Consider the following 24,490-nt stretch of genomic DNA (forward strand, 5'->3'; position numbering starts at 1 on the left):
TCCCCTTTTGCCGGTTGGACCTCAATGAACCTCAGCCTGAGCGACATCGTGCCACCCCTGCGCTGGACCTCCCCCGGCCAGGTCGCGCCGATCGCAACCGATCCCCGTCTCCCCGAGGCGTGGTGGCAGGCGCTACCGCTCGACCGGGCATGCGCCGCCATCGGGACCTCCGAGGTCGCCGGACGTCTGGCCGACCTCGCCCTGACGTGCTGGGGACATCTGACGCTCGGTGACGTCCTGCCGCTGCTCAGGTTCACCGACCCGGCCGCCAGCGTCCGCATGTCCGAGGGCCTCGGCCGCGAGGCGGTGCACAGGCTGTTCACCGAGGTGCTGGAGCGGCTGCTCGAACCGGTCACCCCGGAGAGCGTCGCCGCCCGGACGCGCCCCGCCCGGCCGGACCGGCCGCTGCCGGAGCTGATCGACGAGGTCTTCGCCGACCTGGACGAGCGGCAGCGCGCCATCGCCAGAGACCGCCTCTACGCCTCCCAGCGCGCCACGCTCGACGACCTGGCCCAGCGGTTCTCGGTGACCAGGGAGCGCATCCGGCAGATCGAGCGCGACCTGCGCGACCACGTCGAGGCGTGGCTGGCCGGCGAGGGCGCCGCGCCGCTGGTCGCCCACGTGTCGTGGCTGCGGGGCCGGCTGGGCTCCGCCGTGCCCGCCGACGACCTCGCCGCGGCGGTGCCGTGGCACCGCACCGACCTCGCCACGCTGGGCATCCCGGCCTGGCGGTTCGTGCGGACCCTGCTGACCGGCTACGATCAGGTGGACGGCTGGCTGGTCGCCGGCGGGGCCGACGAGCTGCGCGAGAAGACCCGGCAGCTGTTCGCCGACGGCCCCCGCCCGCTGGAGGAGGCCGTCACGCTGGTCAGCCAGCTCGGCATCCGCGAGGACGTGGCCGAGCGCTGGCTCGTCTCGGTCCCGCAGCTGCGGGTCTTCGAGAACCACGTGGTGCCGTGGCCGCGCAGCGTCAACGACAAGGCCGAGGCCGTGCTCGCGGTGTCGGGCAGCGCGCTGACGCCCGAGGAGATCCAGGAGCGCATCGGCGAGGACTACAGCCTCGTCGGCATCCGCAACCAGCTCACCGCCGACGACCGGTTCCTGCGGCTCGACCGCAACAAGTACGGCCTGACCCGCTGGGGCGGCGACCAGTACCTCGGCATCCGGGAGATGATCGTCCGGGAGATCGAGCGGGCGGGCGGCGAGGAGTCGGTCAACACGATCGTGGCGAACCTCACCTCCCGCTACGACGTGAGCGAGAGCTCGGTCCGCGCCTACGCGGGCGGCCCCGGCTTCGAGCGCACCCAGCGCGGGTGGATCCGGGTGGCCGGCACCGAGCAGGCCGACTACCAGCCGCGCCGCGACGTCTCGGCGACCCGGCGCTGCTTCCGCAGCCGCGACGGGCGCTGGTGGCACCGGGTGGACATCAACGCCGAGCACCTGCGCGGCTCGGGCTCCCCGCTGCCCACCGGGTTCGCCGCCCACCTGGGCATGGCCCCCGGCGGCCAGCTCACCGCGGCCACCCCCTCGGGCGACGTGGTGATCAGCTGGCACAACCAGCCGACGATGGGGTCGATCCGCCCGATCCTGGTGGCGGCCAACGCCTCCGAGGGCGACCACATCTTCCTGACCGTCTCCGACGGCGGCGAGCTGCTGACCCGCTTCCTGCCGGCCGCCCAGCCGAACCTGCCGTCGCTGAACCGGGCGCTCCACCTGATCGGCTACACCGCCCCGGTCGCCTCCGAGGCCGAGGGGCTCCGGCTGATCGGCGCCCGCATCGGCCTGCCGGAGGGCGTGGGCCGCGAGGAGGTCCTGGCGCGGCTGCGCGAGCGCGGCGACCGGGAGATCCTGGCGCTGCTGGAGGGCACGGCCGCCTGACCCCGCCCGGCTCGCCTTCCCGGTCGCACCCCGCCCGGGGCCGTACGGTCCCGGGCCGGCCGCCGCGCGCGGCCGGCGGTTAGGCTCGGGACATGTTGCGGCTGTACGACACGCGGAACCGCCGGGTCGAGCCGGTCCTCGCCGAGGGGGCCCGCTCGATGCGCATGTACACCTGCGGGCCGACCGTCTACCGTCACGCGCACCTGGGCAACCTGCGGTCCTACCTGCTGTCGGACCTCATCCGCCGGGTCTGCGAGCGGCGCGGGGTCCGGGTGGCCGTCTGCCGGAACGTCACCGACGTCGGGCACCTGGTGGACGACGCCGAGATCGACCCCACCGGCGAGGACAAGGTCCTGGCCCGGGCGCGGGCCGAGGGCCGTTCCGCCCTCGAACTGGCGCGGTCCTACGAGGAGGCGTTCCTCGCCGACACCCTCGCCCTGAACATCCGGCCGCCGGAGCACTCCCCCCGCGCCTCCGAGACGATCGAGCCGATGATCGAGCTGATCGCGAAGCTGGTCGAGAAGGGGCACGCCTACGCCACGCCGGACGGGTCGGTCTTCTTCGACGCCGCCTCCTTCCCCTCCTACGGCGAGGTCTCCGGCAACCGGCTGGACCGGCTGCGGCCCGGCCACCGGGTGGCGGGCGTCGACGAGCGCAAGCGCTTCCACGCCGACTGGGCCCTGTGGAAGCCCGCCGACCGGGAGCTGACCTGGGAGTCGCCCTGGGGACGCGGCTTCCCCGGCTGGCACGTCGAGTGCTCGGCCATGTCGCTGCGCTTCCTCGGCGAGCGCGTCGACGTGCACACCGGCGGGATCGACCTGCGCTTCCCCCACCACGAGGACGAGCGCGCCCAGTCCGACGCGGCCGTCGGCCGCGAGGTGGTCGCCCACTGGATCCACGGCGAGCACCTGCTCTTCGAGGGCCGCAAGATGGCCAAGTCCACCGGGAACGTCGTCCTGCTGTCGGACGTCGCCGAGGCGGGCCTCGACCCGCTGGCCGTACGGCTGGCGATGCTGGAGCACCCCTACCGCCGGCAGATGAACCTCACCTGGGACACCCTGCGGGCCGCGGACCGCACCCTGCGGCGCTGGCGTTCCCGGGTGGCCGGGTGGTCGGAGTCGCCTAGCCGGCCGATGCCCGCCGAGCGGGTCGCGGCGGTCGAGGCCGCCTTCGACGACGACCTGGACACCCCGCTGGCCCTGCGGCTGCTGCGCGAGCTGGAGCGCGACGAGTCGATCGCGCCGGGCTCGCGGCTGGAGGCGTTCCTCCACCTCGACCGGATCCTCGCCCTGGACCTGGCGTCCGAGATCGGCCGGACCCCGAGCCTGCCCCCGGGCGCCGCCGAGCTGCTGGACCGGCGGGAGCGGGCGCGGGAGGCCGGGGACTGGGCCGCCTCCGACCGCCTCCGCGACGAGCTGGCCGCCCTGGGCGTCCGGGTGGCCGACGCCCCGGAGGGCCAGATCTGGTCCTGACCGGACGTTCCTGAGGGGCTCGGAAACCGGGCTCCCGGCTCCGTCCGGCTCCGTCCCTCCGTCCCGTTCCGTCCGGCCCCGGAGGGCCCCGGAGCCCTCCGGAACGCCGGGTGCCAGGGCGTTCGGTGCGACGATGTCCCCAGATGTCCCCAGATGTCCCCGACCGCCCTCCCGACGGGCTCGGAAGCGGCGCTCCCGCTCCAGGGTGCTGCCAGACTTATTCGAGCACGTCGCATAGGAGGTCTTTGTGAGGTTCCGGCCGTATGCCTGGATGCCCCGGCCGCTCAGGTGGCTGGCTCGGGCGTTCACCGTCGTGGTGGTACTCGCGGTCGTCATCGCCGGGGTGGGCGTATGGGCCGTTCGCTCGTCCTTCCCCCAGCTCTCCGGCGATCTGAAGGTGGACGGCCTGTCGGGGAAGGTCACCGTCTACCGCGACAAGTCCGGCATCCCGCAGATCTACGCCGACTCCGCAGAGGACCTCCTCCTCGCCCAGGGCTACGTGCACGCGCAGGACCGCTTCTTCGAGATGGACTTCCGGCGGCACGTGACCGCCGGGCGGCTGTCGGAGATGTTCGGCTCGGCGACCCTGCCCGAGGACAAGGCCATCCGCACCATGGGCTGGCGCAGGGTGGCCGAGAAGGAGCTGCCGCTGCTCGACGAGCGGACCCGGCGCTACCTCGACGCCTACGCCAAGGGCGTGAACTCCTGGATGAAGCGCAACCCGGGATTCGCCGACCGGAGCCTGGAGTACGCGGTCCTCAAGCTCACCAACTTCGGCTACCAGCCCGAGCCCTGGACCCCGGTGGACTCCCTCGCCTGGCTCAAGGCCATGGCCTGGGACCTGCGCTCCAACATGGACGCCGAGATCGGCCGGGCGCTCGCGGCGAGCAAACTGCCGGCCGACCGGGTCGGGCAGCTCTGGCCCGGCTACCCCTTCGACACCCACCAGCCGATCGTCACCCGCGGCGCGCTCACCGACCGCGGGTTCGACCAGAACCGGGAACCCGGCGACAAGGACGCCGCCGACGCGCGGGCCGACGCCGGGACGGGCGCCGGCACGCCGACCGGCACCGGAACGGGCGCGGGCACACCACCCGGCACCGGAACGGGCGCCGGCACGCCGGCCGACGCCGGGACGGACGCGCTGGCCCGCGCCTCGCGGGCGCTGCGCGCGGTGCCGAGCCTGATGGGCGACAGCGCCGACTCCAGCGGCATCGGCTCCAACTCCTGGGTGGTCGGCGGCTCGCACACCGGATCGGGCAAGCCGCTGCTGGCCAACGACCCCCACCTGTCGCCCAACATGCCCTCGGTGTGGTACCAGGCCGGACTGCACTGCCGTACGGTGAACGCCGAGTGCGCGTTCGACCTCACCGGATTCACCTTCTCCGGCGTGCCCGGCGTGATCATCGGCCACAACGACCGGATCGCCTGGGGCTTCACCAACCTCGGGCCCGACGTCGCCGACCTGTACCTGGAGCGGGTCAAGGACGACTCCTACCTCTACATGGGCTCCTGGAAGCCGCTGTCCACCAGGACCGAGACGATCCGGGTGGCGGGCGGCGAACCGGTCCGCCTCAAGGTCCGCGAGACCATGCACGGGCCGATCATGTCCGACGTCATGGACGACGTGAAGGACACCATGACCGGCGCCGACGCCGCCTTCGGGGAGAAGGCCGACGCCGTGGCGCTGAAATGGACGGCGCTCGAACCCGGCCGGACCGCCGACGCGATCTTCGAGCTGAACACCGCCCGCAACTGGCAGCAGTTCCGTGCCGCGGCGAGCAAGTTCGAGGTGCCCGCGCAGAACCTCGTCTACGCCGACGTCGACGGCAACATCGGCTACCAGTCGCCCGGCCGCATCCCGGTGCGCAGCCGGGGCGACGGCACCTGGCCGGTGCCGGGCTGGACCGGGGAGTACTCCTGGAAGGGCGTCATCCCGTTCGACGAGCTGCCCAGCGTCTACAACCCGCCCGAGGGCTACATCGTGACGGCCAACAACGCCGTCATCGACCCCGAGCGCTACCCGAACCTGCTCACCAAGGACTGGTCGTACGGCTACCGCTCCCAGCGGATCGCCGACCGGCTGAAGGACGAGCTGAAGAAGGGCAAGGTGGACGCCTCGACGATGGGCGAGATCCAGAAGGACAGCCGCAACGGCTTCGCCCCCGTCCTGGTGCCCCGGCTGCTGGACCTGGAGGTGGCCGGCGGCGCCGCGGACGCCCGCGAGCTGCTGTCCGGCTGGGACTACTCCCAGGACGCCGACTCCGGGCCCGCGATGTACTTCAACGCCGTCTGGCGGCACCTGCTCATCGAGACGTTCAACGACGACCTGCCCGAGGGCGCCCGGCCGACCGGCGGCGACCGCTGGTTCGAGGTGGTCCGCCTCCTGCTGGGGACGCCGGACGACCCGTTCTGGGACGACTCCCGGACCAAGGGCGTCGAGACCCGTGACGACATGCTGCGGCGCGCCATGGCCCTGGCCTACGACGAGCTGCGCGACCGCCTCGGCCCGGACGTCAAGAGCTGGCGCTGGGGCGACCTGCACACGCTGACGATCACCAACCAGACCTTCGGCACCTCGGGGATCGCCCCGATCGAGTGGCTGTTCAACCGGGGGCCGTTCTCGGTGGGCGGCAGCAAGGACGCCGTCGACGCGGCCGGCTGGGATGTCCAGAAGGACTACTCCGTGCAGTGGCTGCCCTCCATGCGCATGGTCGTCGACCTGTCGGACCTGGACAGGTCGCAGTGGATCAACCTCACCGGGGCGTCGGGACACGCCTTCCACGACAACTACGCCGACCAGGCGCCGCTGTGGGCCGACGGGCGGACCGTCCCGATGCCCTTCCACGAGGACGCGGTGAAGCAGGCGGCCACCCACACCCTGACGCTCAGTCCCTGACGGCCTCCGGCCGGTCCCGGCGGCGCCCGGGACCGGTCAGGGGCCGGCCGTCCCCCGCGGTCCGGGGCCGGGCGCCGGGCCCCGTCCGCGCGGGCGGGAGCGGCGCCACAGCGGCGGGCGGCGGGGGTAGCCGCCGTCCTCCAGGCCGGCCAGCCGCTCGAAGACGTTCCAGGCGGCCTGGTGGCCGCTGAGCAGCAGGGACACCACGGCCGCGGCGCCGTACGCCGGGAGCATGGGCAGCCCCAGGCAGGCCGCGTACTGCGAGGCGTGCCGGGCCTCGTGCCGGAGCAGCGCGCCGGTGAGGTAGCCCTCGCCGTGCCTGGTCAGCACCACGTTGCCGACGGTGAACGCGCCCGCGATCGGCAGCGGCAGGCGGTAGCCGTGGGCGAGGACCAGCCCGCCGGGGCCCGGCGCCGTCCTGGCCCGGCCCGCCCGCGCCACCAGCAGCCCCAGCGGCGTGGACAGGTTCGCGTAGTTGAGTGCCCGCCGTACCCGATACAACCGCCGCATACCGCACATTGTGCTCCACCTCCCGGGTCGTGCCCCCGGGACACGCGGCGGTCAGGAACCGGTGCCGCGCTCCCCCGGGGCCCGTCCGGCCGGGCCGGGACCGAAGGAGTGCTGCGTGAGCAGCCACGAGCCGCCGCGGGCCGACGGGGTGAGCATGACGGCGGCCAGCACCGCGACCAGGCCGCCGTAGAGGTAGACGTAGCCCGACAGGTCATTGGCGATGACGAGGTCGCCCTCGGGCCGCTGGCCCAGCCAGATCATCGTGACCACCAGCCAGGCCACCGCGGGCGCCAGGGCCCCCAGCTTCCCGCCCATCATCCGCCCGGCGCCGTAGCAGACGCCGAACAGCACGGCGACGCAGCCGACGGCCGAGACCGGGACGGGCCAGAGGTACCACGAGTGCTGGAACGCGCCCACGACCCCGAAGCCGAGCCCGAACAGGGCGAGCACGCAGTACGCCGCCGCGGTGACCGCCGCCTCCGACGGCCCCCGCCGGGCCGGGTTCCGCTCCTCCGCGGGCATGGGATCCATGGGCATCGAGGCTAGTCGATACCGGCGAACAGGTCGTCCTCCAGCTTGTACGGCTCCCCCAGGCCGCCGAACTCGACCGGCAGCGAGGGCGCCGCCGGGCCCGTCACCCCGGCCCGCAGGACGAAGTGCTCCACCCTGGCCACCTCCTGGCAGATGTCGTTGGACAGGGCGAACCAGGGGGCGTCCACGGTGATCTGGGTGGCGTGCGCCCGCATCGCGGCGAGCTTGTGCCCGAAGTACGCGCGGACGTCGATCTCGGTGGTGATCTCCTCGTCCGCGCGGCCGGGCGACGCCTCGGCGTCCTCGACGCTGAACCGCGTCCCGGTCACCCGCATCGCCTCGACCGCCCGGCGCGTCGTGGAGCGGGCCGCCGCCGTGAGGTAGAACTTGGCGACCTGCCACGGCTCTCCCTCGCCGAACGCCGGGTCGGCGGCCAGCTCGAAGGCCCGCCAGGAGACGCGGTGGGCCTGGATGTGGTCGGGATGGCCGTAGAAGCCGTCCTCGTCGTAGGTGACGAGCACCTGGGGCCGCACCTCGCGGATGATCTTCACCAGCTCCCCGGCGGCCTCGTCGAGGCCGGCCCGCCAGAAGGCCCCGGGACGGTCGTTGGAGGGGGCGCCCATCATCCCCGAGTCGCGCCAGCGGCCCCGGCCGCCCAGGAAGCGGTGGTCGGCGACCCCCAGCTCCCGGCAGGCGGCGGCCAGCTCCCCGACGCGGTGCGCGCCGAGGGCGTCGTCGCGGTCCGCCGCCAGGTGCGCGAGCTCCGGCGGGATGACCTCGCCCTCCTCGCCGAGCGTGCAGGTCACCAGCGTGACGTGGGCGCCCTCGGCGGCGTACCTCGCCATGGTGCCCCCGGTGCCGATCGTCTCGTCGTCGGGGTGGGCGTGTACGAGCAGCAGGCGCCGGTCAGTCATGGCTCAGAGGTTATCCGGCACCCGGTCCCCCGCCGACACCGACACGGCCCCGCCCGACGGCCCTCCGCCCCGGAAACCCGGAGCTGGCAAGATGGCCTCATGAGTGAGAGCTTTCCTCGTCTTCACGCCAGGACCCGCCGGTTCACCCTCGGGGCGCCGCGTGGTTTCACCATCGCCCCCGGCGGGGATCGCGTCGTCTTCCTGCGGTCCAAAGGAGGGTCCGACCCGGTCACCTGCCTGTGGGAGTACGACGTCGCCGGCGGCCGGGAGCGGCTGATCGCCGACCCGCGCGCCCTGGCGGGCGGCGAGGAGGACCTGCCGCCCGAGGAGCGGGCCCGCCGGGAGCGCAGCCGGGAGCAGGCGGGCGGCGTCGTCGGCTACAGCACCGACGCCGCGGTGACCACGGCGGCCTTCGCGCTCTCCGGGAGCCTGTACGTCGCCGACCTGAGGACCGGCGGGGTGCGCCGGCTGAAGACCGCCGGGCCGGTGATCGACCCGCGGGTGTCGCCCGACGGCGGCTACGTCGGCTACGTGACCGGCGGCGCGCTGCACATCCAGGACCTGGAGGACGAGGTCGACCACGTGCTGGCCCGCCCGGAGTCTCCCGAGATGACGTACGGCCTGGCGGAGTTCATCGCCGCCGAGGAGATGAGCCGGATGCGGGGCTACTGGTGGTCCCCCTCCGGTGACGCGCTGCTGGTCGAACGGGCCGACGTCTCTCCGATCGAGCGGTGGCACATCGCCGACCCGGCCAACCCGTCCCGCCCGGCCGCCGAGCAGCGCTACCCCTCCGCGGGCACTCCGAACGCGAAGGTCGAGCTGTTCGTGCTGTCCCTGGACGGCTCCCGGGTCGCCGTCCCGTTCACCGACGAGTACCTCGTCAACGCCGTCTGGGACGCCCACGGCCCCATGATCGTCACCATGTCGCGCGACCAGCGGTCCAAGCGGCTCTTCGCGGTCGATCCGGCCACCGGCGCCACCACCCTGCTGCGCGAGGACACCGACCCGGCCTGGGTGGAGGTCTACACCGGCGTGCCCGGCCGCCTCACCGACGGGTCCGTGGTCTGGGTCGCCGCCGCCGAGGGCGGCCACCGCCTGTTCATCGGCGACCGGCCGGTCACCCCGGCCACGCTCCAGGTCCGCGAGGTCCTCGACATCGAGGGCGACACCGTGCTGTTCCGGGCGAGCGGCGAGCCCACCGAGATCGCCCTGTGGGCCTACAAGGACGGCCGGATCACCCTGGTCAGCCCGGCGGAGAGCGGCGTCTACAGCGGCCACACCGCGGGCGGCACCCTCGTGCTCACCACCCAGACGATGACCCACGAGGGCGCGATGACGATCGTCCTGCACCACGGCAGGCAGTGCGGTCACATCGCCTCGTACGCCGAACGGCCCGGCCTGGACCTGCGGGTCTCCCTGATCCGGGCGGGCGAACGCGACCTGTCCACCGCCGTGATCTTCCCGTCCGGGCACGAGCCCGGCTCGGCGAGGCTGCCGGTCCTGATGGACCCGTACGGCGGGCCGCACGCCCAGCGCGTGCTGGCCGCCTCCGGCGCCTACCTGACCAGCCAGTGGTTCGCCGACCAGGGTTTCGCCGTGGTCGTGGCCGACGGCCGGGGCACCCCGGGTCGCGGGCCGGACTTCGAGCGGGCCGTGCTGAACGACCTGGCCACCCCGCCTCTTGAGGACCAGGTGGACGCCCTGCACGGCGCCGCGGCCCGGTTCCCCGACGACCTCGACCTGTCACGGGTCGGCATCCGCGGCTGGTCCTTCGGCGGCTTCCTGGCGGCGCTGGCGGTGCTGCGCCGTCCCGACGTGTTCCACGCGGCGGTGGCCGGCGCTCCGGTGACCGACTGGCGACTGTACGACACCTGCTACACCGAGCGCTACCTCGGCCGGCCGGACGAGGGCCACTACGAGGCGTCGTCGCTGTTCGCCGACGCCGAGAAGCTGGAGCGCCCGCTGCTGCTGATCCACGGCCTGGCCGACGACAACGTGGTGGCCGCGCACACGCTGCGGCTGTCGTCCGCCCTGCTGGCGGCCGGCCGCCCGCACACCGTGCTGCCGCTGTCGGGCGTCACCCACATGACGCCCCAGGAGGTCGTGGCGGAGAACCTCCTGCTCCTCCAGGTCGACTTCCTCAAGAAGGCCCTGGGCTGACGGGCCGGGAAGAACCCGCCGGTCCCGCCGCAACGGGCGGAACCGGCGGGGACGCGTCTACTGCCGCGGGGTGCCGTGCCAGCTGCTCCACAGGGCGGCGTAGGAGCCGCCGGTCGCGACCAGCTCGTCGTGGGAGCCCAGCTCGCTGATCCGGCCGTCCTCGACCACCGCGACCCGGTCGGCGTCGTGCGCCGTGTAGAGGCGGTGGGCGATGGCGATCACCGTGCGGCCGTCGAGGACGGCGGCCAGCGACCGCTCCAGGTGGCGGGCGGCCCTGGGGTCGATCAGCGAGGTCGCCTCGTCCAGGACCAGGGTGTGCGGGTCGGCCAGGACCAGCCGGGCGAGGGCGATCTGCTGGGCGTGGGCGGGCGGGACCGCGTGGCCGCCGGAGCCGACGACCGTGTCCAGGCCGTCCGGCAGGGCCGTGACCCAGTCGGCGGCGTCCACCGCGGCGAGCGCCGCGTGGACGGCGTCGTCGCCGGCGTCGGGGCGGGCGATCAGCAGGTTGTCGCGCAGGGTGCCCCGGAAGACGTGGTGCTCCTGGGTCACCAGGGCGACGTGGCCGCGCAGGTCGTCCAGCGGCAGCTCGACCAGCGGGACGCCGCCGACGGTGACCTCGCCGTCGCGCGGGCCGTGGACGCCCGCGAGCAGCCGGCCCAGCGTGGACTTGCCCGCGCCGGAGGGGCCGACCATGGCCAGCCGCTCCCCCGGCCGGACCACCAGGTCGATGCCGTGCAGGACGTCGTGGCCCTCTCGGTAGGCATAGCGGACGTCGTCGGCCCGCAGTTCGTCGCCGTCCGGGACGCCCGCGCCGGGCGCCCGGTCGTCGGGCACCTCGGCGACGCCCAGCAGGCGGGCCATGGAGGCGCCGCCGACCTGGAGCTCGTCGATCCACATGAGCAGCCGGTCCAGCGGGTCGATGAGCTGCTGGACGTAGAGCGTGGCCGTGGTGACCTGGGCCAGCGTGACCCAGCCGTTGACGTGGAACAGGCCGCCGATGACCAGGGTCGCCGCGATCGGGATGACGTAGCCCGCCTCCACCGCGGGGAACCAGACCGTGCGCAGGCCCAGGGTGTAGCGCTCGGCCGCCCACGAGCGGGCGATGTCGCCGTCGGTACGGCGGTGCCTGCGCTCCTGCAGTCCGAGGGCCTCCACGGCGCGGGCGCCGTTGACCGTCTCGGCCAGGCCGTCGGTCATGTCCGCGTAGGCGGCGCTCTCGCGCAGGTAGCCGTCGCGCGCCCGCCTGAGGTACCACCGGGTGGAGAACCACAGGATCGGTACGGCCAGCAGCGAGGGCAGGACCAGCAGCGGCCCGGCGATCAACAGCGCGCCGATGGTGATCACGCAGGTGACCAGGGCGATCAGCGTCTCGGGCACGGCGCGCCGTACGGTGCGCGACAGCGAGTCGACGTCGCGGGAGGTACGGGTGATCAGGTCTCCCGAGCCGGCCCGCTCGACGGTGGAAAGCGGCAGGTCGAGCACCCGGCCGACGAACTCCTCGCGCAGCTCGGCGAGGACCTTCTCGCCCAGCGAGGAGGAGGCGTAGACGGCGTACCTGACCAGCACCGCCTGGGCGGCCAGGAAGGCCGCGATGCCGAGCGCGACCGCCGTGACGTTCACCCCGGTGCCGTCCTGCACGTCCTGGACCAGCCGGCCCAGCAGCCACGGCACGGCCAGGCCCGCGACGGCGGCCAGCGCGTGCAGGCCGAGCGCCAGCGACAGGGCGCGCGGGTACTTCAGGGTGAGCCTGCGGGCGTAGGCGCGGACCTGCGCCTCCCCGGCGACCGGGAGGATCTTTTTGGTCATGATTCTCCTCGGGTGACGACGGCGGCGTAGGCGGGGGCGGTGGCGAGCAGTTCCCGGTGCGTCCCCTGGGCGCGTACCACGCCGCCCTCGACGTAGATCACGTGGTCGGTGCGGTCGAGCACCAGCGGGCTGGTCGTGCAGACCAGCGTGGTGCGGCCGGCCCGCGCCTTGGCCAGTCGGTCGGCGATGCGGGCCTCGGTGTGGGCGTCCACCGCGCTGGTGGGCTCGACGAGGATCAGCACCTCCGGGTCGGTGAGCAGCGCCCGGGTCAGGCGGAGGCGCTGCCGCTGGCCGCCGGAGAACTCCCGGCCCGACTCGGCGACGTGTCCGTCGAGGCCGTCGGGCAGCGCGTCGACGATGTCGGTGGCGCACGCGGCGTACAGCGCGTCGGCGAGGTCGTCGTCGGAGGCCGTACCGGCGACGTCCAGCTCCTCGCGCAGGGTACCGGCGAAGAGCGCGGCGTCGTTGTCGGCGACCAGGATGCGGCGGCGCACCTCGGCGATCGGCAGGGTGTTCAGCGGCACGTCGCCGAAGTCCACGTCGCCGTCGCGGTAGCGGCCGAGCCGGTCGGCGATCACGATGGCGTCCTCGGGCGTGGCCGCGGCGAGGGCGGTGAACGTGCCGGGCCGTACGGCCACGCCGGAGGCCACGTCGCGCAGCAGCCCGCCGGGGGAGGTCGCGGCGCCGCCGTCCACCTCGGGTTCGAGGGAGAGGATGCGCACCACCCGGCGGGCGGCGACGTGTCCCTTGGTGAGCTTGTCGGCCGCCTCGATGAGCGTCCGCAGGGGAGTGATCAGGAACGCGGCGTAGCCGTAGAAGGCGACGAGCTGGCCGATGGTGATCTCGCCCCGCGTCGCGAAGGTCGCGCCCAGCCAGGTGACCGCGGCGATCAGCAGGCCGGGCAGCAGGATCTGCGCGCCCTCAAGCAGCGACTCGACCGAGGCGACCTTCACGCCGGCCCGCCGTACCCGCTGGGACTCGGTGACGTAGCGGTCGGCGAAGACCTGCTCGCCGCCGATGCCGCGCAACACCCGCAGGCCGGCGACGATGTCGGCGGCGCGGGTGGACAGCTCGCCCGACAGGTCGCGGTGGGCGTGCTGGCGCCGGTTCAGCGGCCGCAGCAGCGGCGTGACGGCGAGGGCCATGGCCGGGACGCCGACGAGCACCGTCAGGCCGAGCGGCAGCGAGGTGCCGATCAGGATGACCGTCACCGCGACGACGGCGACGACCGAGCCGCTGCCGCGCAGCAGGATGTCCATCGCGTTGCCGATGTGGGCGATGTCGGAGTTGCCGACGCTGACCACCTCGCCGGTGGACATGCGCTTGGGCAGGGTGGCGCCCAGCCGGGTGGCCTGCCGTACGGTGACCTGGACGGTGCGGTAGGCGCCGGCCAGCCAGTTGTAGACGGCCATCCGGTGGCGCAGGATCCCCGCGGCCGCCTGCACGGCGCCGAGGGCCAGCAGCACGAGGCCCCAGGTGAGCAGGGCGGAGGTGTCCTTCGTCCGGACGGCGTCGATGCCCCTGCCCATCACCATGGGCACGAGTGCCATCGCGAGCCACCACAGGGTGGCGTATCCGGCGCCGATGAGCAGGGGGCCTGCCTGGTTGCGGGCGACCCAGTACAGGTACCGGAACGGGCTACGGGCGTCGGGAGCGCCGGGATCGGCGACGGGTAAGGAGCGCATGGCCGTTATAGCCTGACAAGATCCCCTCTCACCAGGCAAACCATTTTCCGACAAAACGATCACGTCAACTCTGGTTGACACGATCGCCGTGTCAACTTAAATTGACGGATATGAGCGACACGGCGCAGCTGGCCTCCGACGCCGGCAGCCGCGACCCCGCCGTCGGCCTGCGGGCCGTGCGGGCACTGCGGATGCTCGTCGAACGACTTGAGGCCCTACAGGTGGAGAACGCCCGCGAGCAGGGCTGGTCCTGGCAGGAGATCGCGCACTGCCTGGAGGTCAGCCGGCAGGCGGTGCACAAGAAGTACGCGGGCGGCCGCGGGCTGCTGAGGAGGGAGAAGTAGATGTTCGAACGCTTCCAGGAGGACGCCCGGCAGGCGGTGATCGGCGCCCAGGAGAACGCCCGCCGGCTGAACCACCGTTCCATCGGCCCCGAGCACATCCTGCTCGGCCTGCTCGACCGGCCCGGGAGCCTCGCCGCGCGGGTCCTCGCCCGCCACGGGCTCGACCACGACCGGGCCTACCGGGCGGTCGCCCGCCTGGCCCCGCCGCCGGGTGACGGTCTCGACGCCGAGGCGCTGGAGACCATCGGCATCGACCTGTCGGCCGTCCGGGAGCGGGTCGAGGCCACCTTCGGGCCCGGGGCACTGGACCGCGGGTCCGCGCGGGACCGTCGGCCCGGCGGGCGCATCCCGTTCACTCCCCGGGCGAAGAAGACGCTGGAGCTGTCGCTGCGCGAGGCCCTGCGCCTCAAGCACGGATACATCTCCGACGGCCACGTCCTGCTCGGAATCCTGCGCGAGGGTCAGGGCGTGGGCACGCGCGTCATCACCGGCGCGGGCATCGACGCCGGGACCCTCCGCCGGGAGATCGACGCCGAGCTGGGCTGACGGACCGCGGCGCGGACGAACGCGCCCGGGGGGCGGACCCGGCGAACCCGGCGGACCTCGCGGCCGGGAGCCCGCTCTGGGCGCCGTACGGCTCCCCGGGCACGGAACCGGCCGGAAAGCGGGACGGCTCCCCGGCCATGGCCGGGGAGCCGTCCGCTCCGTGCGCGGACCCGCGGGTCCGTGCCGGGACCTACTTGGAGGCCCGCAGGTAGTCGCGGTTCATCCGGGCGATGGTGTCCAGCGGGATGCCCTTGGGGCAGACCGCGGTGCACTCGCCGGTGTTGGTGCAGCCACCGAAGCCCTCGGCGTCCATCTGCTCGACCATGGCCTTGGCGCGGGACTCGCGCTCGGGCTGGCCCTGCGGCAGGAGGCTGAGGTGGGTGATCTTGGCGGCGGTGAAGAGGGAGGCCGAGCCGTTCGGGCAGGCCGCCACGCAGGCGCCGCAGGCGATGCAGGTGGCCGCGTCGAAGGCGTTGTCGGCGTCCTCCTTCTTCACCGGGACGCTGTGCGCGTCGGGCGCGGACCCGGCCGGGACGGAGATGAAGCCGCCGGCCTGGATGATCCGGTCGAACGACGAGCGGTCCACGACCAGGTCCTTGACCACCGGGAACGGCGCGGCCCGCCACGGCTCGATGGTGATGACCGCGTTGTCCTCGAAGTGCCGCATGTGGAGCTGGCAGGTGGTGGTGGCCACCTGCTCGCCGTGCGCGACACCGTTGATGACCATGCCGCACATGCCGCAGATGCCCTCGCGGCAGTCGTGGTCGAAGGCGACCGGCTCGTCGCCCTCCAGGATGAGACGCTCGTTGAGCACGTCGAGCATCTCCAGGAAGGACATGTCAGGAGAGACGTCCTCCACCCGGTAGGTGACCATGCGACCCTTGTCCTGCGGGTCCTTCTGGCGCCAGATCTTGAGGGTGAGGTTCATGCCCGCGGCTCCTTCGCTGCGCTCACTCGCCCGACGCGGGCGTGGACGACGTCGCCGTGCTCGCCGGCTCGCCGAATCACTTGTAGCTCCGCTGGGTCATCTTGACGTATTCGTACTCGAGGGTCTCCTTGTGCAGGACGGGGCCCTCCGGGCCGTGCTCCCAGGCCGCGACGTAGGCGAAGTTCTCGTCGTCGCGCAGGGCCTCGCCGTCGGCGTCCTGCGACTCGGCGCGGAAGTGACCGCCGCACGACTCGGTGCGGTGCAGGGCGTCGATGCACATCAGCTCGGCCAGATCGAAGAAGTCGGCCACCCGGCCGGCCCGCTCCAGCGCCTGGTTGAGCTCGTCGGCGGTGCCGGAGACCTTGACGTTCTTCCAGAACTCCTCGCGCAGCTCGGGGATCCGCTCCAGCGCCTTGCGCAGCGACTCCTCGGTGCGCTCCATGCCGCAGTAGTCCCACATGAGCTTGCCCAGCTCGCGGTGGTAGGAGTCGGCGGTACGGGTGCCGTCGTTGGTCAGCAGCCGCTCGATCTTCTGGCGCACCGCGGTCTCGGCCTCGGCCACCGCGTCCTCGTCGACCTCCCCGTAGGGGCCGTTCGCGAGGTAGTCGCCGATGGTCGTCGGCAGCACGAAGTAGCCGTCGGCCAGGCCCTGCATCAGCGCCGAGGCGCCCAGGCGGTTGGCGCCGTGGTCGGAGAAGTTGGCCTCGCCGATCACGAACAGGCCGGGGATGGTGGACTGCAGGTCGTAGTCCACCCACAGGCCGCCCATGGTGTAGTGCACGGCCGGGTAGATGCGCATCGGCTGGGTGTAGGGGTCCTCACCGGTGATGCGCTCGTACATCTCGAAGAGGTTGCCGTACTTCTTCTCCACCGCGTCGCGGCCGAGCCGCCTGATCGCGTCGGCGAAGTCGAGGTAGACGCCCAGACCGCCGGGGCCGACGCCGCGGCCCTCGTCGCAGACGTTCTTGGCCGCGCGGGAGGCGATGTCCCGCGGGACCAGGTTGCCGAACGCCGGGTAGATGCGCTCCAGATAGTAGTCGCGCTCGTCCTCGGGGATCTGCGCGGCCGGGCGGGTGTCGCCCTTCTTGACCGGCACCCACACGCGGCCGTCGTTGCGCAGCGACTCCGACATCAGCGTCAGCTTGGACTGGTAGTCGCCGCTGACCGGGATGCAGGTCGGGTGGATCTGGGTGTAGCACGGGTTGGCGAAGTAGGCTCCGCGCCGGTGCGCCCGCCAGATCGCCGTGGTGTTGCAGCCCTTGGCGTTGGTGGACAGGAAGAACACGTTGCCGTAGCCGCCGGTGGCCAGCACGACCGCGTCGGCGGTGTGCCGCTCGATCTCGCCGGTCACCATGTCGCGGACGATCACGCCGCGCGCCCGGCCGTCCGCGACGATCAGGTCGAGCATCTCGTGACGGGTGTGCATCTTCACGGTGCCGGCCGCGATCTGCCGCTCCAGCGCCTGGTAGGCGCCGAGCAGGAGCTGCTGGCCCGTCTGTCCGCGGGCGTAGAAGGTGCGCGACACCTGGGCGCCGCCGAAGGAGCGGGTGTCCAGCAGGCCGCCGTACTCGCGGGCGAACGGCACGCCCTGGGCCACGGCCTGGTCGATGATGTTCACGCTGACCTGGGCCAGGCGGTAGACGTTCGACTCGCGGGCGCGGAAGTCGCCGCCCTTGACCGTGTCGTAGAACAGCCGGTAGATCGAGTCTCCGTCGCCGCGGTAGTTCTTGGCCGCGTTGATGCCGCCCTGCGCCGCGATGGAGTGCGCCCGCCGGGGCGAGTCCTGGTAGCAGAACGACGTGACGTTGTAGCCGAGCTCGCCGAGCGTCGCGGCGGCCGAGCCGCCCGCGAGGCCGGTGCCGACCACGATGACGTGCAGCTTGCGCTTGTTGGCCGGGTTGACCAGCTTGGCGCTGAACTTCCGCTTCTCCCAGCGGTCCTCGATGGGACCCTCGGGAGCCTTGGTGTCGCGGATCGGCGCGCCCTCGGTGTAGTTCATGGTCATCTCTCGCTCACCGTTCCTCGTTCACCGCGCTGAAGACCTGCCGCGCGGCCTTCGCCGCGCCCGTCGTACGGGTCCCGCTCACTTGATGACTCCGGCCATGACACCGGCGGGGACCGCGAGGAAGCCGACGACCATCAGCACCGAGACCGTGACGGCGAAGGCGTTCAGCCCCCGGTAGCTGCGGCGGCCGGCCCGGCCGAGGGACTGGAAGGCGCTCCACAGGCCGTGGCGCAGGTGCTGGCCGACCGCGAGGACGGCGAGCACGTAGAACAGCGTCACCCACCAGCGCGAGGGGGCGAAGCCCTCCACCAGGCGCTCGTACGGCGTGCCCGTGCCGCCGGCCGGGTTGACCGTGCCGAAGGTGAGGTCCAGCAGGTGCCAGATCAGGAAGAGGAAGATCGCGGTGCCGCCGTAGCGCATGGCGTGGATGGCGTAGCCGCCCGCCTGGGACTTCCGCCGGACCGCGTACCTGACCGGGCGGGCCCGGCCCGCGCGCCGCGCCAGGGTGATCGCCGCCCACATGTGCAGCACGAGGGCCGCGACCAGCACGATCTCCAGCACGGTCAGCAGGGTGCGGTGCGGGAGGATCGGCTCGCCGAGGGTGCGCAGGGAGGCCGCGTAGGCGTTGAACTCCTCGGCGCCGAGGAAGCTCTTGAGGTTTCCGGCCATGTGGGCGACCAGGAAGAGCACCATGATGGCGCCCGTGACGGCCATCACGGCTTTCTTGCCGGGAGAGGAGCTCAGGAACCCGCCACGCCTCCTGGGCGTCTTCTTGTCAGCGGTGGCGTCGCCGGGGGGATTGATCGACGCGGTGGCGGAGCCGCGCTCAATTGTGGCAGTCACGAACGTGACGCTAGGCAGCGAAAGTTCCCGCCGTCCAAGTCATCGTGAGCCTCGTTTCCATAGCCGCGGGCTATCGACTCTGCGTTCACGCAGGTTGAGAGATCGCGCCAGGCGGCCTGATGCGAGCAATCTCACATACTCCCCCTCCCCGGGGGCCACCCCGGATCCGCCCCCGGGGTATCCGTACGCTAAAGGCGTGCAGCTCCAGCAACTCGCCTACTTCGTGGCGGTCGCCGAGGCACGGCACTTCACCCACGCCGCCGAGCGGATGCGCGTCGCCCAGCCCTCGCTGAGCAAGCAGATCAAGGCGCTGGAGGCCGACCTCGGGGCGCCGCTGTTCAGCCGTGCCCGGGGGAACGTCACGCTCACCGCCGCCGGCGAGGCCCTGCTGCCGCTGGCCCGGCGGATGCTGGCCGACGCCGACACCGCCCGGCGGGAGGTCGCCGAGCTGGTCGGGCTGCGCCGTGGAAGGGTACGGCTCGGCGCCACGCCCTCGCTGTGCGCCGGGCTGATGGCCGACGCCCTGGCGCGGTTCCACCGCGACTACCCCGGAATCGAGCTGCTGGTGGAGGAGGGCGGCTCCCGCGATCTGGTCCGCGCCCTGGCCCGCGGCCAGCTCGACCTGGCGCTGATCATCATGCCGCTGCAGAGCGACGACCCGGCGCTGGCCACCGAGGAGGTGCTGCGGGAGAACCTGGTCGTCGTCTCCCCCACCGACTCGCCGGTGCGCCGGCCGTACCTGCGGATGGAGGAGCTGCGCGGGCGGCCGATGGTGATGTTCCGCCGCGGCTACGACCTGCGGGAGGCCACGCTCAGCGCGTGCCGCCAGGCCGGGTTCGAGCCGAGGCTGTCGGTGGAGGGCGGCGAGATGGACGCCGTGCTGCGGTTCGTGGAGGCAGGGCTGGGCATCGCGCTGGTCCCGTCGATGGTCCTGGACGGCCGCCCCGGGCTGACCGGCACGCCGCTGGCGCCGCCCGGACTACAGCGCACCATCGCCATCGCCCGCCGCAAGGACGTCGAGCCCACCCGGGCGGCCCGGGCCTTCCACGACACGCTGCTGTTCTTCCTCGCCGAAGCCGCGCACGACGGCAGCCTGCCCGAGGGACTGGAGCTGATCACCACCGGGTGAGCGGCCCGGCGTTCTCCCGAGGATCGGGGCCTGCCGGGGATCGGCGTGGCGCCTCCCCCGACGGCGCAACGGAAGTCTCACAACGGCGCAACGGTTTCCCGATCGGCGCGCGGAGGCGGGGCGGGCCGTACAGGATGGAAGGCAGGGCGATGGCAGGCGCACCCGGACCGCCGCCGCCCGGACGGACCATCGAGGGGCCACCAGGCGGTTACGAGAGGGCTGCGGGGCCGCGGACCTGATCACCACACGGTAAGTCCTGGTGTCACACTATTCTTCATACGTTGACAAGGTGCCCCCGATCCATGAAGAGGCGTCCGTGACCGCCCCCTCCAACGACACGCTCACGATCCTCCTCATCGAGGACGACGCGGGCGACGCCTTCCTCGTGGAGGAGCTGCTCGGTGAGTCGGAGAACCCTCCTAAGATCATTTGGGCGCGCTCCCTGGCCGAGACCAGGGAGCGGCTCACCCCCGATGTGCAGTGCGTGCTCGTAGACCTCTCCCTGCCCGACGCCAGCGACCTGGAGGCGCTGGAGCAGGTGCTGTCGATGGCTCCCGACACCGCGGTGCTCGTGCTGACCGGCCTCAACGACACCCACGTCGGCGTCGAGGCCGTCGCCGCGGGCGCCCAGGACTTCCTGGTCAAGCAGGACGTGGAGGCCAGGCTGCTGGCCCGGTCGATCAGCTACGCGATGGAGCGCAAGCGCGCCGACCTGGCGCAGCGCAGCCTCGTCGAGGCCCAGCTGACGGCCAAGGAGAACGCCCGTCTCGAACGCAGGCTGCTGCCGGTCCCGCTGCTGGAGACCGCCGACCTGGAGCACCAGGCCCGCTATCTTCCCGGCCGTCGCCGCGCCCTGCTCGCCGGTGACTTCTGGGACACCGTCCAGGGTCCCGACGGTGCCGTGCACGTCGTCGTCGGCGACGTGTGCGGGCACGGCCCGGACGAGGCGGCCCTGGGCGTGGCGCTGCGGATCGCCTGGCGGACCCTGGTCCTGGCCGGGCACACCGGCAACGAGTTGCTGAGCACCCTCGACTCGGTGCTGCGCCTCGAACGGAAGTCCCCTGAGATCTTCACGACGCTCTGCATCGCCACGATCGACGCCTCCCTGGACCGCGCCCGGATGCACGTGGTCGGCCACCCCCCGCCCCTGCTGATCCGCGACGGCGCGATCGGCGTGCTGCAGGGCACCCCCTCCGGTCCCCCGCTCGGGATCTTCCAGGGTATCGACTGGTCGGAGATCGAGGTGCCGCTGGGCGACGAGTGGTCGATGCTCCTCTACACCGACGGCCTGATCGAGGCCACCGTGGGCGGCGGCCCCGACCTGCTCGGCACCGAGGGACTGCTCAGGCTGGTCCACGAGCAGGGCGGCATCCACCTCGACCGGCTCATCGAGCGGGTGATCGAGCTGAACCGCGACGCGCTCAGCGACGACCTCGCCACCGTCCTCATCTCCCGGTCCGGCACGCGGGAGCGGGAGAAGGGGTGATGAGCGACCGCGGCCGCCTGCGCCCGCTGCCCGCCCCCGAGCCCGCGACGGGCTTCGGCAAGCTGCGGGTCGGGCAGTGGTTCCTGCTCACCGGGGTGCTGATCGCGGCGGCCCTGGCGATCACCGGCCTCTTCGCGGTCGCCTCGATGAAAGAGGTCAACCGGCTGCGGGGCGCCGTGGTCGACGTCGTCGACCCCGCGGCGCTGCGCACCCTGGAGATCTCCAACGCGCTGACCGCGCAGGAGAGCTCCGCGCGGACGTACGGCAGGACGAACGAGGAACGCTCCCTGCTGGCCTACCGCGCCGCCGTCACCGACGAGGCCAAGGCGATGGCCGAGCTCGAACGGCTGATGCCCCGCATGCCGGAGGGCGACGCGGTCCGCGCCGAGGTCCAGCGGATCAGGGCCGTCGGGGACGCCTGGCGGCGCGACTACGCCGAACCGCTCATCGCCTCGGTGCCGACCTACAAGACCGAGACCGCCCAGCGGATGGCGTCGGTCAACGCCGAGCGGTTCACCGAGGTCCGCCAGTCGCTGGACGCCCTCCGGGCGCACCTGAACCGGCTGCACGACGAGGGGAGCGCACGGCTGAACCGGGGCTGGACCGCGCTCTACGTGGCGCTCGGCGTGATCGTCGCCGTCCTGGTGCTGGCCGGGATCGGCGCGTTGCTGATCGTGCGCTTCGCCGTACTGCGTCCGCTGGCCGAGCTGACCGAGCAGGTCCGCGCGGTCGGCCAGGGGGACTTCGACCACCGCCTGAAGGTCGAGCGGCCGTCGGAGCTGTCGGAGCTGTCCGGGCACGTCGACGCCATGCGCCGCCGCATGCTGGCGGAGTGGCGGCGCGCCTCCGAGGCGCAGGCCAAGCTGGAGGAGCAGGCCGCCGAGCTGCGGCGCTCCAACAGCGAGCTGGAGCAGTTCGCCTACGTCGCCAGCCACGACCTGCAGGAGCCGCTGCGCAAGGTGGCCAGTTTCACCCAGATGCTCGACCAGCGCTACGGCGACCAGCTCGACACCCGCGCCAAGCAGTACATCGCCTTCGCCGTGGACGGCGCCAAGCGCATGCAGCTCCTCATCAACGACCTGCTCGACTTCTCCAGGGTCGGCAGGATCGGCGGGGAGATGACCACGCTCGACGCCGACGCGCCCCTGCAGGCCGCGCTGAAGAACCTCGCCGCGCCCATCGAGGAGGCCGGCGCGACCGTGACCTCCGACGAGCTGCCCGTGGTGCGCGGCAACCGGTCCCAGCTCACCCAGCTCTTCCAGAACCTCATCGGCAACGCGGTGAAGTTCCGCTCGGAGGAGCCGCCGAAGATCCACATCGGCGTGCGGCGCGACGGTGACGTGTGGGAGTTCTCCTGCACCGACAACGGCATAGGCATCGACGACAAATACACTGAACGCATCTTCCTGATCTTCCAGCGTCTGCACGGCCGGGACGCCTACGCCGGCACCGGGATCGGGCTGGCCCTTTGCAAGAAGATCGTCGAGTACCACGGCGGCCGGATCTGGGTGGAACAGCCGGAGCCCGGCACGACGGGGACGACCTTCAAGTGGACCCTTCCTGATGGAGAGACTCATGAATGACCTGCGCTGGATCGACGTGCTCCTGGTCGAGGACGACCCGGGTGACGTCCTCCTGACCAAGGAGGCGTTCGAGCTCAACAAGGTCCGCAACAAGCTGCACGTCGTCAACGACGGCGAGCAGGCCATGGCCTTCCTGCGCCAGGAGGGCGAGTACGCCGACGCCCCCCGGCCCGACCTGATCCTGCTCGACCTCAACCTCCCCCGCAAGGACGGCCGGGAGGTGCTGCAGGACATAAAGTCCGACGAGAAGCTGCGGGGCATCCCCGTGGTCGTGCTGACGACGTCGGAGTCCGAGGAGGACATCCTGCGCAGCTACAACCTGCACGCCAACGCCTATGTCTCCAAGCCCGTCGACTTCGACCAGTTCATCAGCGTGGTCCGGCGCATCGACGACTTCTTCGTGACCGTGGTCAAGCTGCCCAACAGCGGCCAGCGGTACTGACCTCTCCTCCCTCCCTGTCCCGCGCGGCCGGCGCGGGGCCGCCACCCGTCGCGGCCCCGCGGCCCGCCCGCCGTTCCTTCGCGCTCCGCCACGCGCGCCCCTCCGGCCCCGCCTCGTGCCCGCTCGCGGCTCTCCGATCTCGCCTCGCGCCTCTCACGTCCGCCCTCGGCCCTTCGGTCCCGCCTCGCGCGCCCGCCTCGTGTGTCCGCCCGCGCCCGTCCTCACCGGCCCGCTCCGCCGGTCTGCCGGCCTTCGGCGCCGCCGGCCGCCGTGACCGACGATCTCCCCACGTCCCGCCCTCGCGGGCGGCCTTGACCGGCCGGTGACTTCTTCCTGACCAACGTGACGGGAATCACACCGAGAGCGGGAAAATGTGAGTGACCTTTCTCACACAACCCCCGGGTCGCGCCGTAACGTATCCCCCACCAATACACGCGCGCACGCTGAGCCGGCGCGACGAAGGCCTCCGGCGCGACGCACAAATTAAATGACCCGGACCCCACGGCAGCAGGGTTCGCGGGAGGTGGAGAGGTCAAAAATGACCCAGACAACGGCCGAGAGCACGGCCAGAAGGCAACGTGCGCAGATCAAGGAACGCACCCTGCGGACGGACCAGTGGTGGCGCTACCCCCTGGTCACCTTCATCATCTTCATGGCGTTCCTGATCTACGCCACGTGGGCGATCTTCGATAAGAGCTTCTTCGTCTCCCCGTATCACGCGCCGTTCGCCTCCCCGTGTCTGGCGCAGGCGACCTGCCCGGAGGAGGCCCGGCTGTTCGGCTTCGCGCCGTTCGGCGACTGGTACACCCTGCCGCCCGGCCTGCTGATCCTCGGCCTGCCCGCCGGGTTCCGCTTCACCTGCTACTACTACCGCAAGGCCTACTACCGCGGCTTCTGGCTCTCGCCCCCGGCGTGCGCGGTGGGCGAGCCGCACCGCCGCTACACCGGCGAGTCCCGCTTCCCGCTGATCCTGCAGAACATCCACCGCTACTTCTTCTACGCGGCGATCGTGATCGGCCTGATCCTCGCCATCGACGCGGTGAAGGCCCTCATCGGCAAGCCGGACGGCCTCGGCACGTGGATCCTGATCATCAACGCCGTCTTCATCAACCTGTACACGCTGTCGTGCCACTCCTGCCGGCACATCACGGCCGGGCGCCTGAACCACTTCTCCCGGCACCCCGTCAGGTACCGGGCGTGGGGCTTCGTCTCCAAGCTCAACGCCAAGCACCAGGAGCTGGCGCTGATCTCGATGTTCACGGTCATGGGGGCCGACCTCTACGTCCGGCTGGTCGCCAAGGGCATCATCAACTTCCCGTTCGCATAAGG

Annotated in this window: 19 protein-coding genes; 11 read left to right on the plus strand and 8 right to left on the minus strand. The window is 72.3% G+C overall.

All coding sequences use genetic code 11. The features are described from left to right. The first annotated feature begins 24 nt into the window (after window positions 1-24). The 3 genes from ACQP10_RS32980 to ACQP10_RS32990 all read left to right on the plus strand — a co-directional run bounded on the left by ACQP10_RS32980 (window position 25) and on the right by ACQP10_RS32990 (window position 6,249). Window positions 25-1,878, plus strand: a complete 1,854-nt coding sequence (locus ACQP10_RS32980; RefSeq protein WP_346019019.1) for a sigma factor-like helix-turn-helix DNA-binding protein — start codon at window positions 25-27, stop codon at window positions 1,876-1,878. Window positions 1,879-1,970: 92 nt separating this feature from the next. Then, window positions 1,971-3,350 carry a cysteine--tRNA ligase gene (gene cysS, locus ACQP10_RS32985; protein ID WP_346019018.1) on the plus strand — a complete coding sequence of 460 codons (1,380 nt, stop codon included), beginning with the start codon at window positions 1,971-1,973 and terminating at the stop codon, window positions 3,348-3,350. A gap of 271 nt (window positions 3,351-3,621) precedes the next feature. Further along, entirely contained in the window at window positions 3,622-6,249 is a 2,628-nt protein-coding gene (locus ACQP10_RS32990; protein WP_346019717.1) for a penicillin acylase family protein, read from the plus strand. A gap of 36 nt (window positions 6,250-6,285) precedes the next feature. Here the strand turns inward: ACQP10_RS32990 and ACQP10_RS32995 are convergent, their stop codons facing one another. The 3 genes from ACQP10_RS32995 to mshB are packed head-to-tail and all read right to left on the minus strand — an operon-like array spanning window position 6,286 to window position 8,204. Next, complete coding sequence (locus ACQP10_RS32995) at window positions 6,286-6,759, minus strand: hypothetical protein (RefSeq protein WP_433540305.1); 474 nt, start codon at window positions 6,757-6,759, stop codon at window positions 6,286-6,288. Between the two features lie 51 nt (window positions 6,760-6,810). Beyond that, window positions 6,811-7,290: a DUF6113 family protein gene (locus ACQP10_RS33000; protein WP_346019016.1), complete on the minus strand. Its 480-nt coding sequence runs from the start codon at window positions 7,288-7,290 to the stop codon at window positions 6,811-6,813. Window positions 7,291-7,301: 11 nt separating this feature from the next. Next, window positions 7,302-8,204, minus strand: a complete 903-nt coding sequence (gene mshB, locus ACQP10_RS33005; RefSeq protein ID WP_346019015.1) for an N-acetyl-1-D-myo-inositol-2-amino-2-deoxy-alpha-D-glucopyranoside deacetylase — start codon at window positions 8,202-8,204, stop codon at window positions 7,302-7,304. A 99-nt stretch (window positions 8,205-8,303) separates the two neighbouring features. Here mshB and ACQP10_RS33010 point away from each other — a divergent pair, with 99 nt between their 5' ends. Next, complete coding sequence (locus ACQP10_RS33010) at window positions 8,304-10,364, plus strand: prolyl oligopeptidase family serine peptidase (protein WP_433540306.1); 2,061 nt, start codon at window positions 8,304-8,306, stop codon at window positions 10,362-10,364. 57 nt (window positions 10,365-10,421) lie between these two features. Here ACQP10_RS33010 and ACQP10_RS33015 read toward each other — a convergent pair whose 3' ends face one another. Both ACQP10_RS33015 and ACQP10_RS33020 read right to left on the minus strand, forming a co-directional pair. After that, the gene (locus tag ACQP10_RS33015; protein WP_346019013.1) at window positions 10,422-12,170 is read right to left on the minus strand and encodes an ABC transporter ATP-binding protein; all 1,749 of its coding nucleotides are present in this window, start codon (window positions 12,168-12,170) and stop codon (window positions 10,422-10,424) included. Next, on the minus strand, window positions 12,167-13,855 hold the full coding sequence (locus ACQP10_RS33020) for an ABC transporter ATP-binding protein (protein ID WP_433540307.1): 1,689 nt from the start codon (window positions 13,853-13,855) through the stop codon (window positions 12,167-12,169). Before ACQP10_RS33020 ends, ACQP10_RS33015 begins: the two co-directional genes overlap by 4 nt. A gap of 110 nt (window positions 13,856-13,965) precedes the next feature. Between ACQP10_RS33020 and ACQP10_RS33025 the strand changes: the two genes are divergently transcribed. Beyond that, window positions 13,966-14,199, plus strand: coding sequence for an RNA polymerase subunit sigma-70 (locus ACQP10_RS33025; RefSeq protein WP_068927066.1), 234 nt, complete (start codon window positions 13,966-13,968; stop codon window positions 14,197-14,199). Further along, window positions 14,200-14,745, plus strand: a complete 546-nt coding sequence (locus ACQP10_RS33030) for a Clp protease N-terminal domain-containing protein (RefSeq protein WP_346019011.1) — start codon at window positions 14,200-14,202, stop codon at window positions 14,743-14,745. It abuts the gene before it with no gap. 190 nt (window positions 14,746-14,935) lie between these two features. On the opposite strand, the gene ACQP10_RS33035 is transcribed toward ACQP10_RS33030, so the two are convergent. From ACQP10_RS33035 to ACQP10_RS33045, 3 genes are all read right to left on the minus strand, one after another. Continuing rightward, the gene (locus ACQP10_RS33035; RefSeq protein WP_179825386.1) at window positions 14,936-15,673 is read right to left on the minus strand and encodes a succinate dehydrogenase/fumarate reductase iron-sulfur subunit; all 738 of its coding nucleotides are present in this window, start codon (window positions 15,671-15,673) and stop codon (window positions 14,936-14,938) included. 76 nt (window positions 15,674-15,749) lie between these two features. Further along, complete coding sequence (locus ACQP10_RS33040) at window positions 15,750-17,678, minus strand: fumarate reductase/succinate dehydrogenase flavoprotein subunit (protein WP_179825388.1); 1,929 nt, start codon at window positions 17,676-17,678, stop codon at window positions 15,750-15,752. 78 nt (window positions 17,679-17,756) lie between these two features. Continuing rightward, entirely contained in the window at window positions 17,757-18,521 is a 765-nt protein-coding gene (locus tag ACQP10_RS33045) for a succinate dehydrogenase cytochrome b subunit (protein WP_346019010.1), read from the minus strand. Between the two features lie 196 nt (window positions 18,522-18,717). On the opposite strand from ACQP10_RS33045, the gene ACQP10_RS33050 reads away from it, so the two are divergent. The 5 genes from ACQP10_RS33050 (at window position 18,718) to ACQP10_RS33070 (ending at window position 24,488) form a co-directional block, all read left to right on the plus strand. Beyond that, on the plus strand, window positions 18,718-19,650 hold the full coding sequence (locus ACQP10_RS33050) for a LysR family transcriptional regulator (protein ID WP_179825392.1): 933 nt from the start codon (window positions 18,718-18,720) through the stop codon (window positions 19,648-19,650). A 289-nt stretch (window positions 19,651-19,939) separates the two neighbouring features. Continuing rightward, window positions 19,940-21,136: a PP2C family protein-serine/threonine phosphatase gene (locus ACQP10_RS33055; RefSeq protein WP_433540308.1), complete on the plus strand. Its 1,197-nt coding sequence runs from the start codon at window positions 19,940-19,942 to the stop codon at window positions 21,134-21,136. Next, window positions 21,136-22,719, plus strand: a complete 1,584-nt coding sequence (locus tag ACQP10_RS33060) for a sensor histidine kinase (RefSeq protein ID WP_433540309.1) — start codon at window positions 21,136-21,138, stop codon at window positions 22,717-22,719. The genes ACQP10_RS33055 and ACQP10_RS33060 overlap by 1 nt, the downstream gene beginning before the upstream one ends. Further along, complete coding sequence (locus ACQP10_RS33065) at window positions 22,712-23,161, plus strand: response regulator (protein ID WP_179825394.1); 450 nt, start codon at window positions 22,712-22,714, stop codon at window positions 23,159-23,161. The genes ACQP10_RS33060 and ACQP10_RS33065 overlap by 8 nt, the downstream gene beginning before the upstream one ends. 538 nt (window positions 23,162-23,699) lie before the next feature. Further along, window positions 23,700-24,488, plus strand: coding sequence for a hypothetical protein (locus tag ACQP10_RS33070; protein ID WP_179825395.1), 789 nt, complete (start codon window positions 23,700-23,702; stop codon window positions 24,486-24,488). Window positions 24,489-24,490: the final 2 nt, after the last annotated feature.

The organism is Streptosporangium sandarakinum (assembly GCF_050942225.1).
Taxonomy (GTDB): domain Bacteria; phylum Actinomycetota; class Actinomycetes; order Streptosporangiales; family Streptosporangiaceae; genus Streptosporangium; species Streptosporangium nondiastaticum.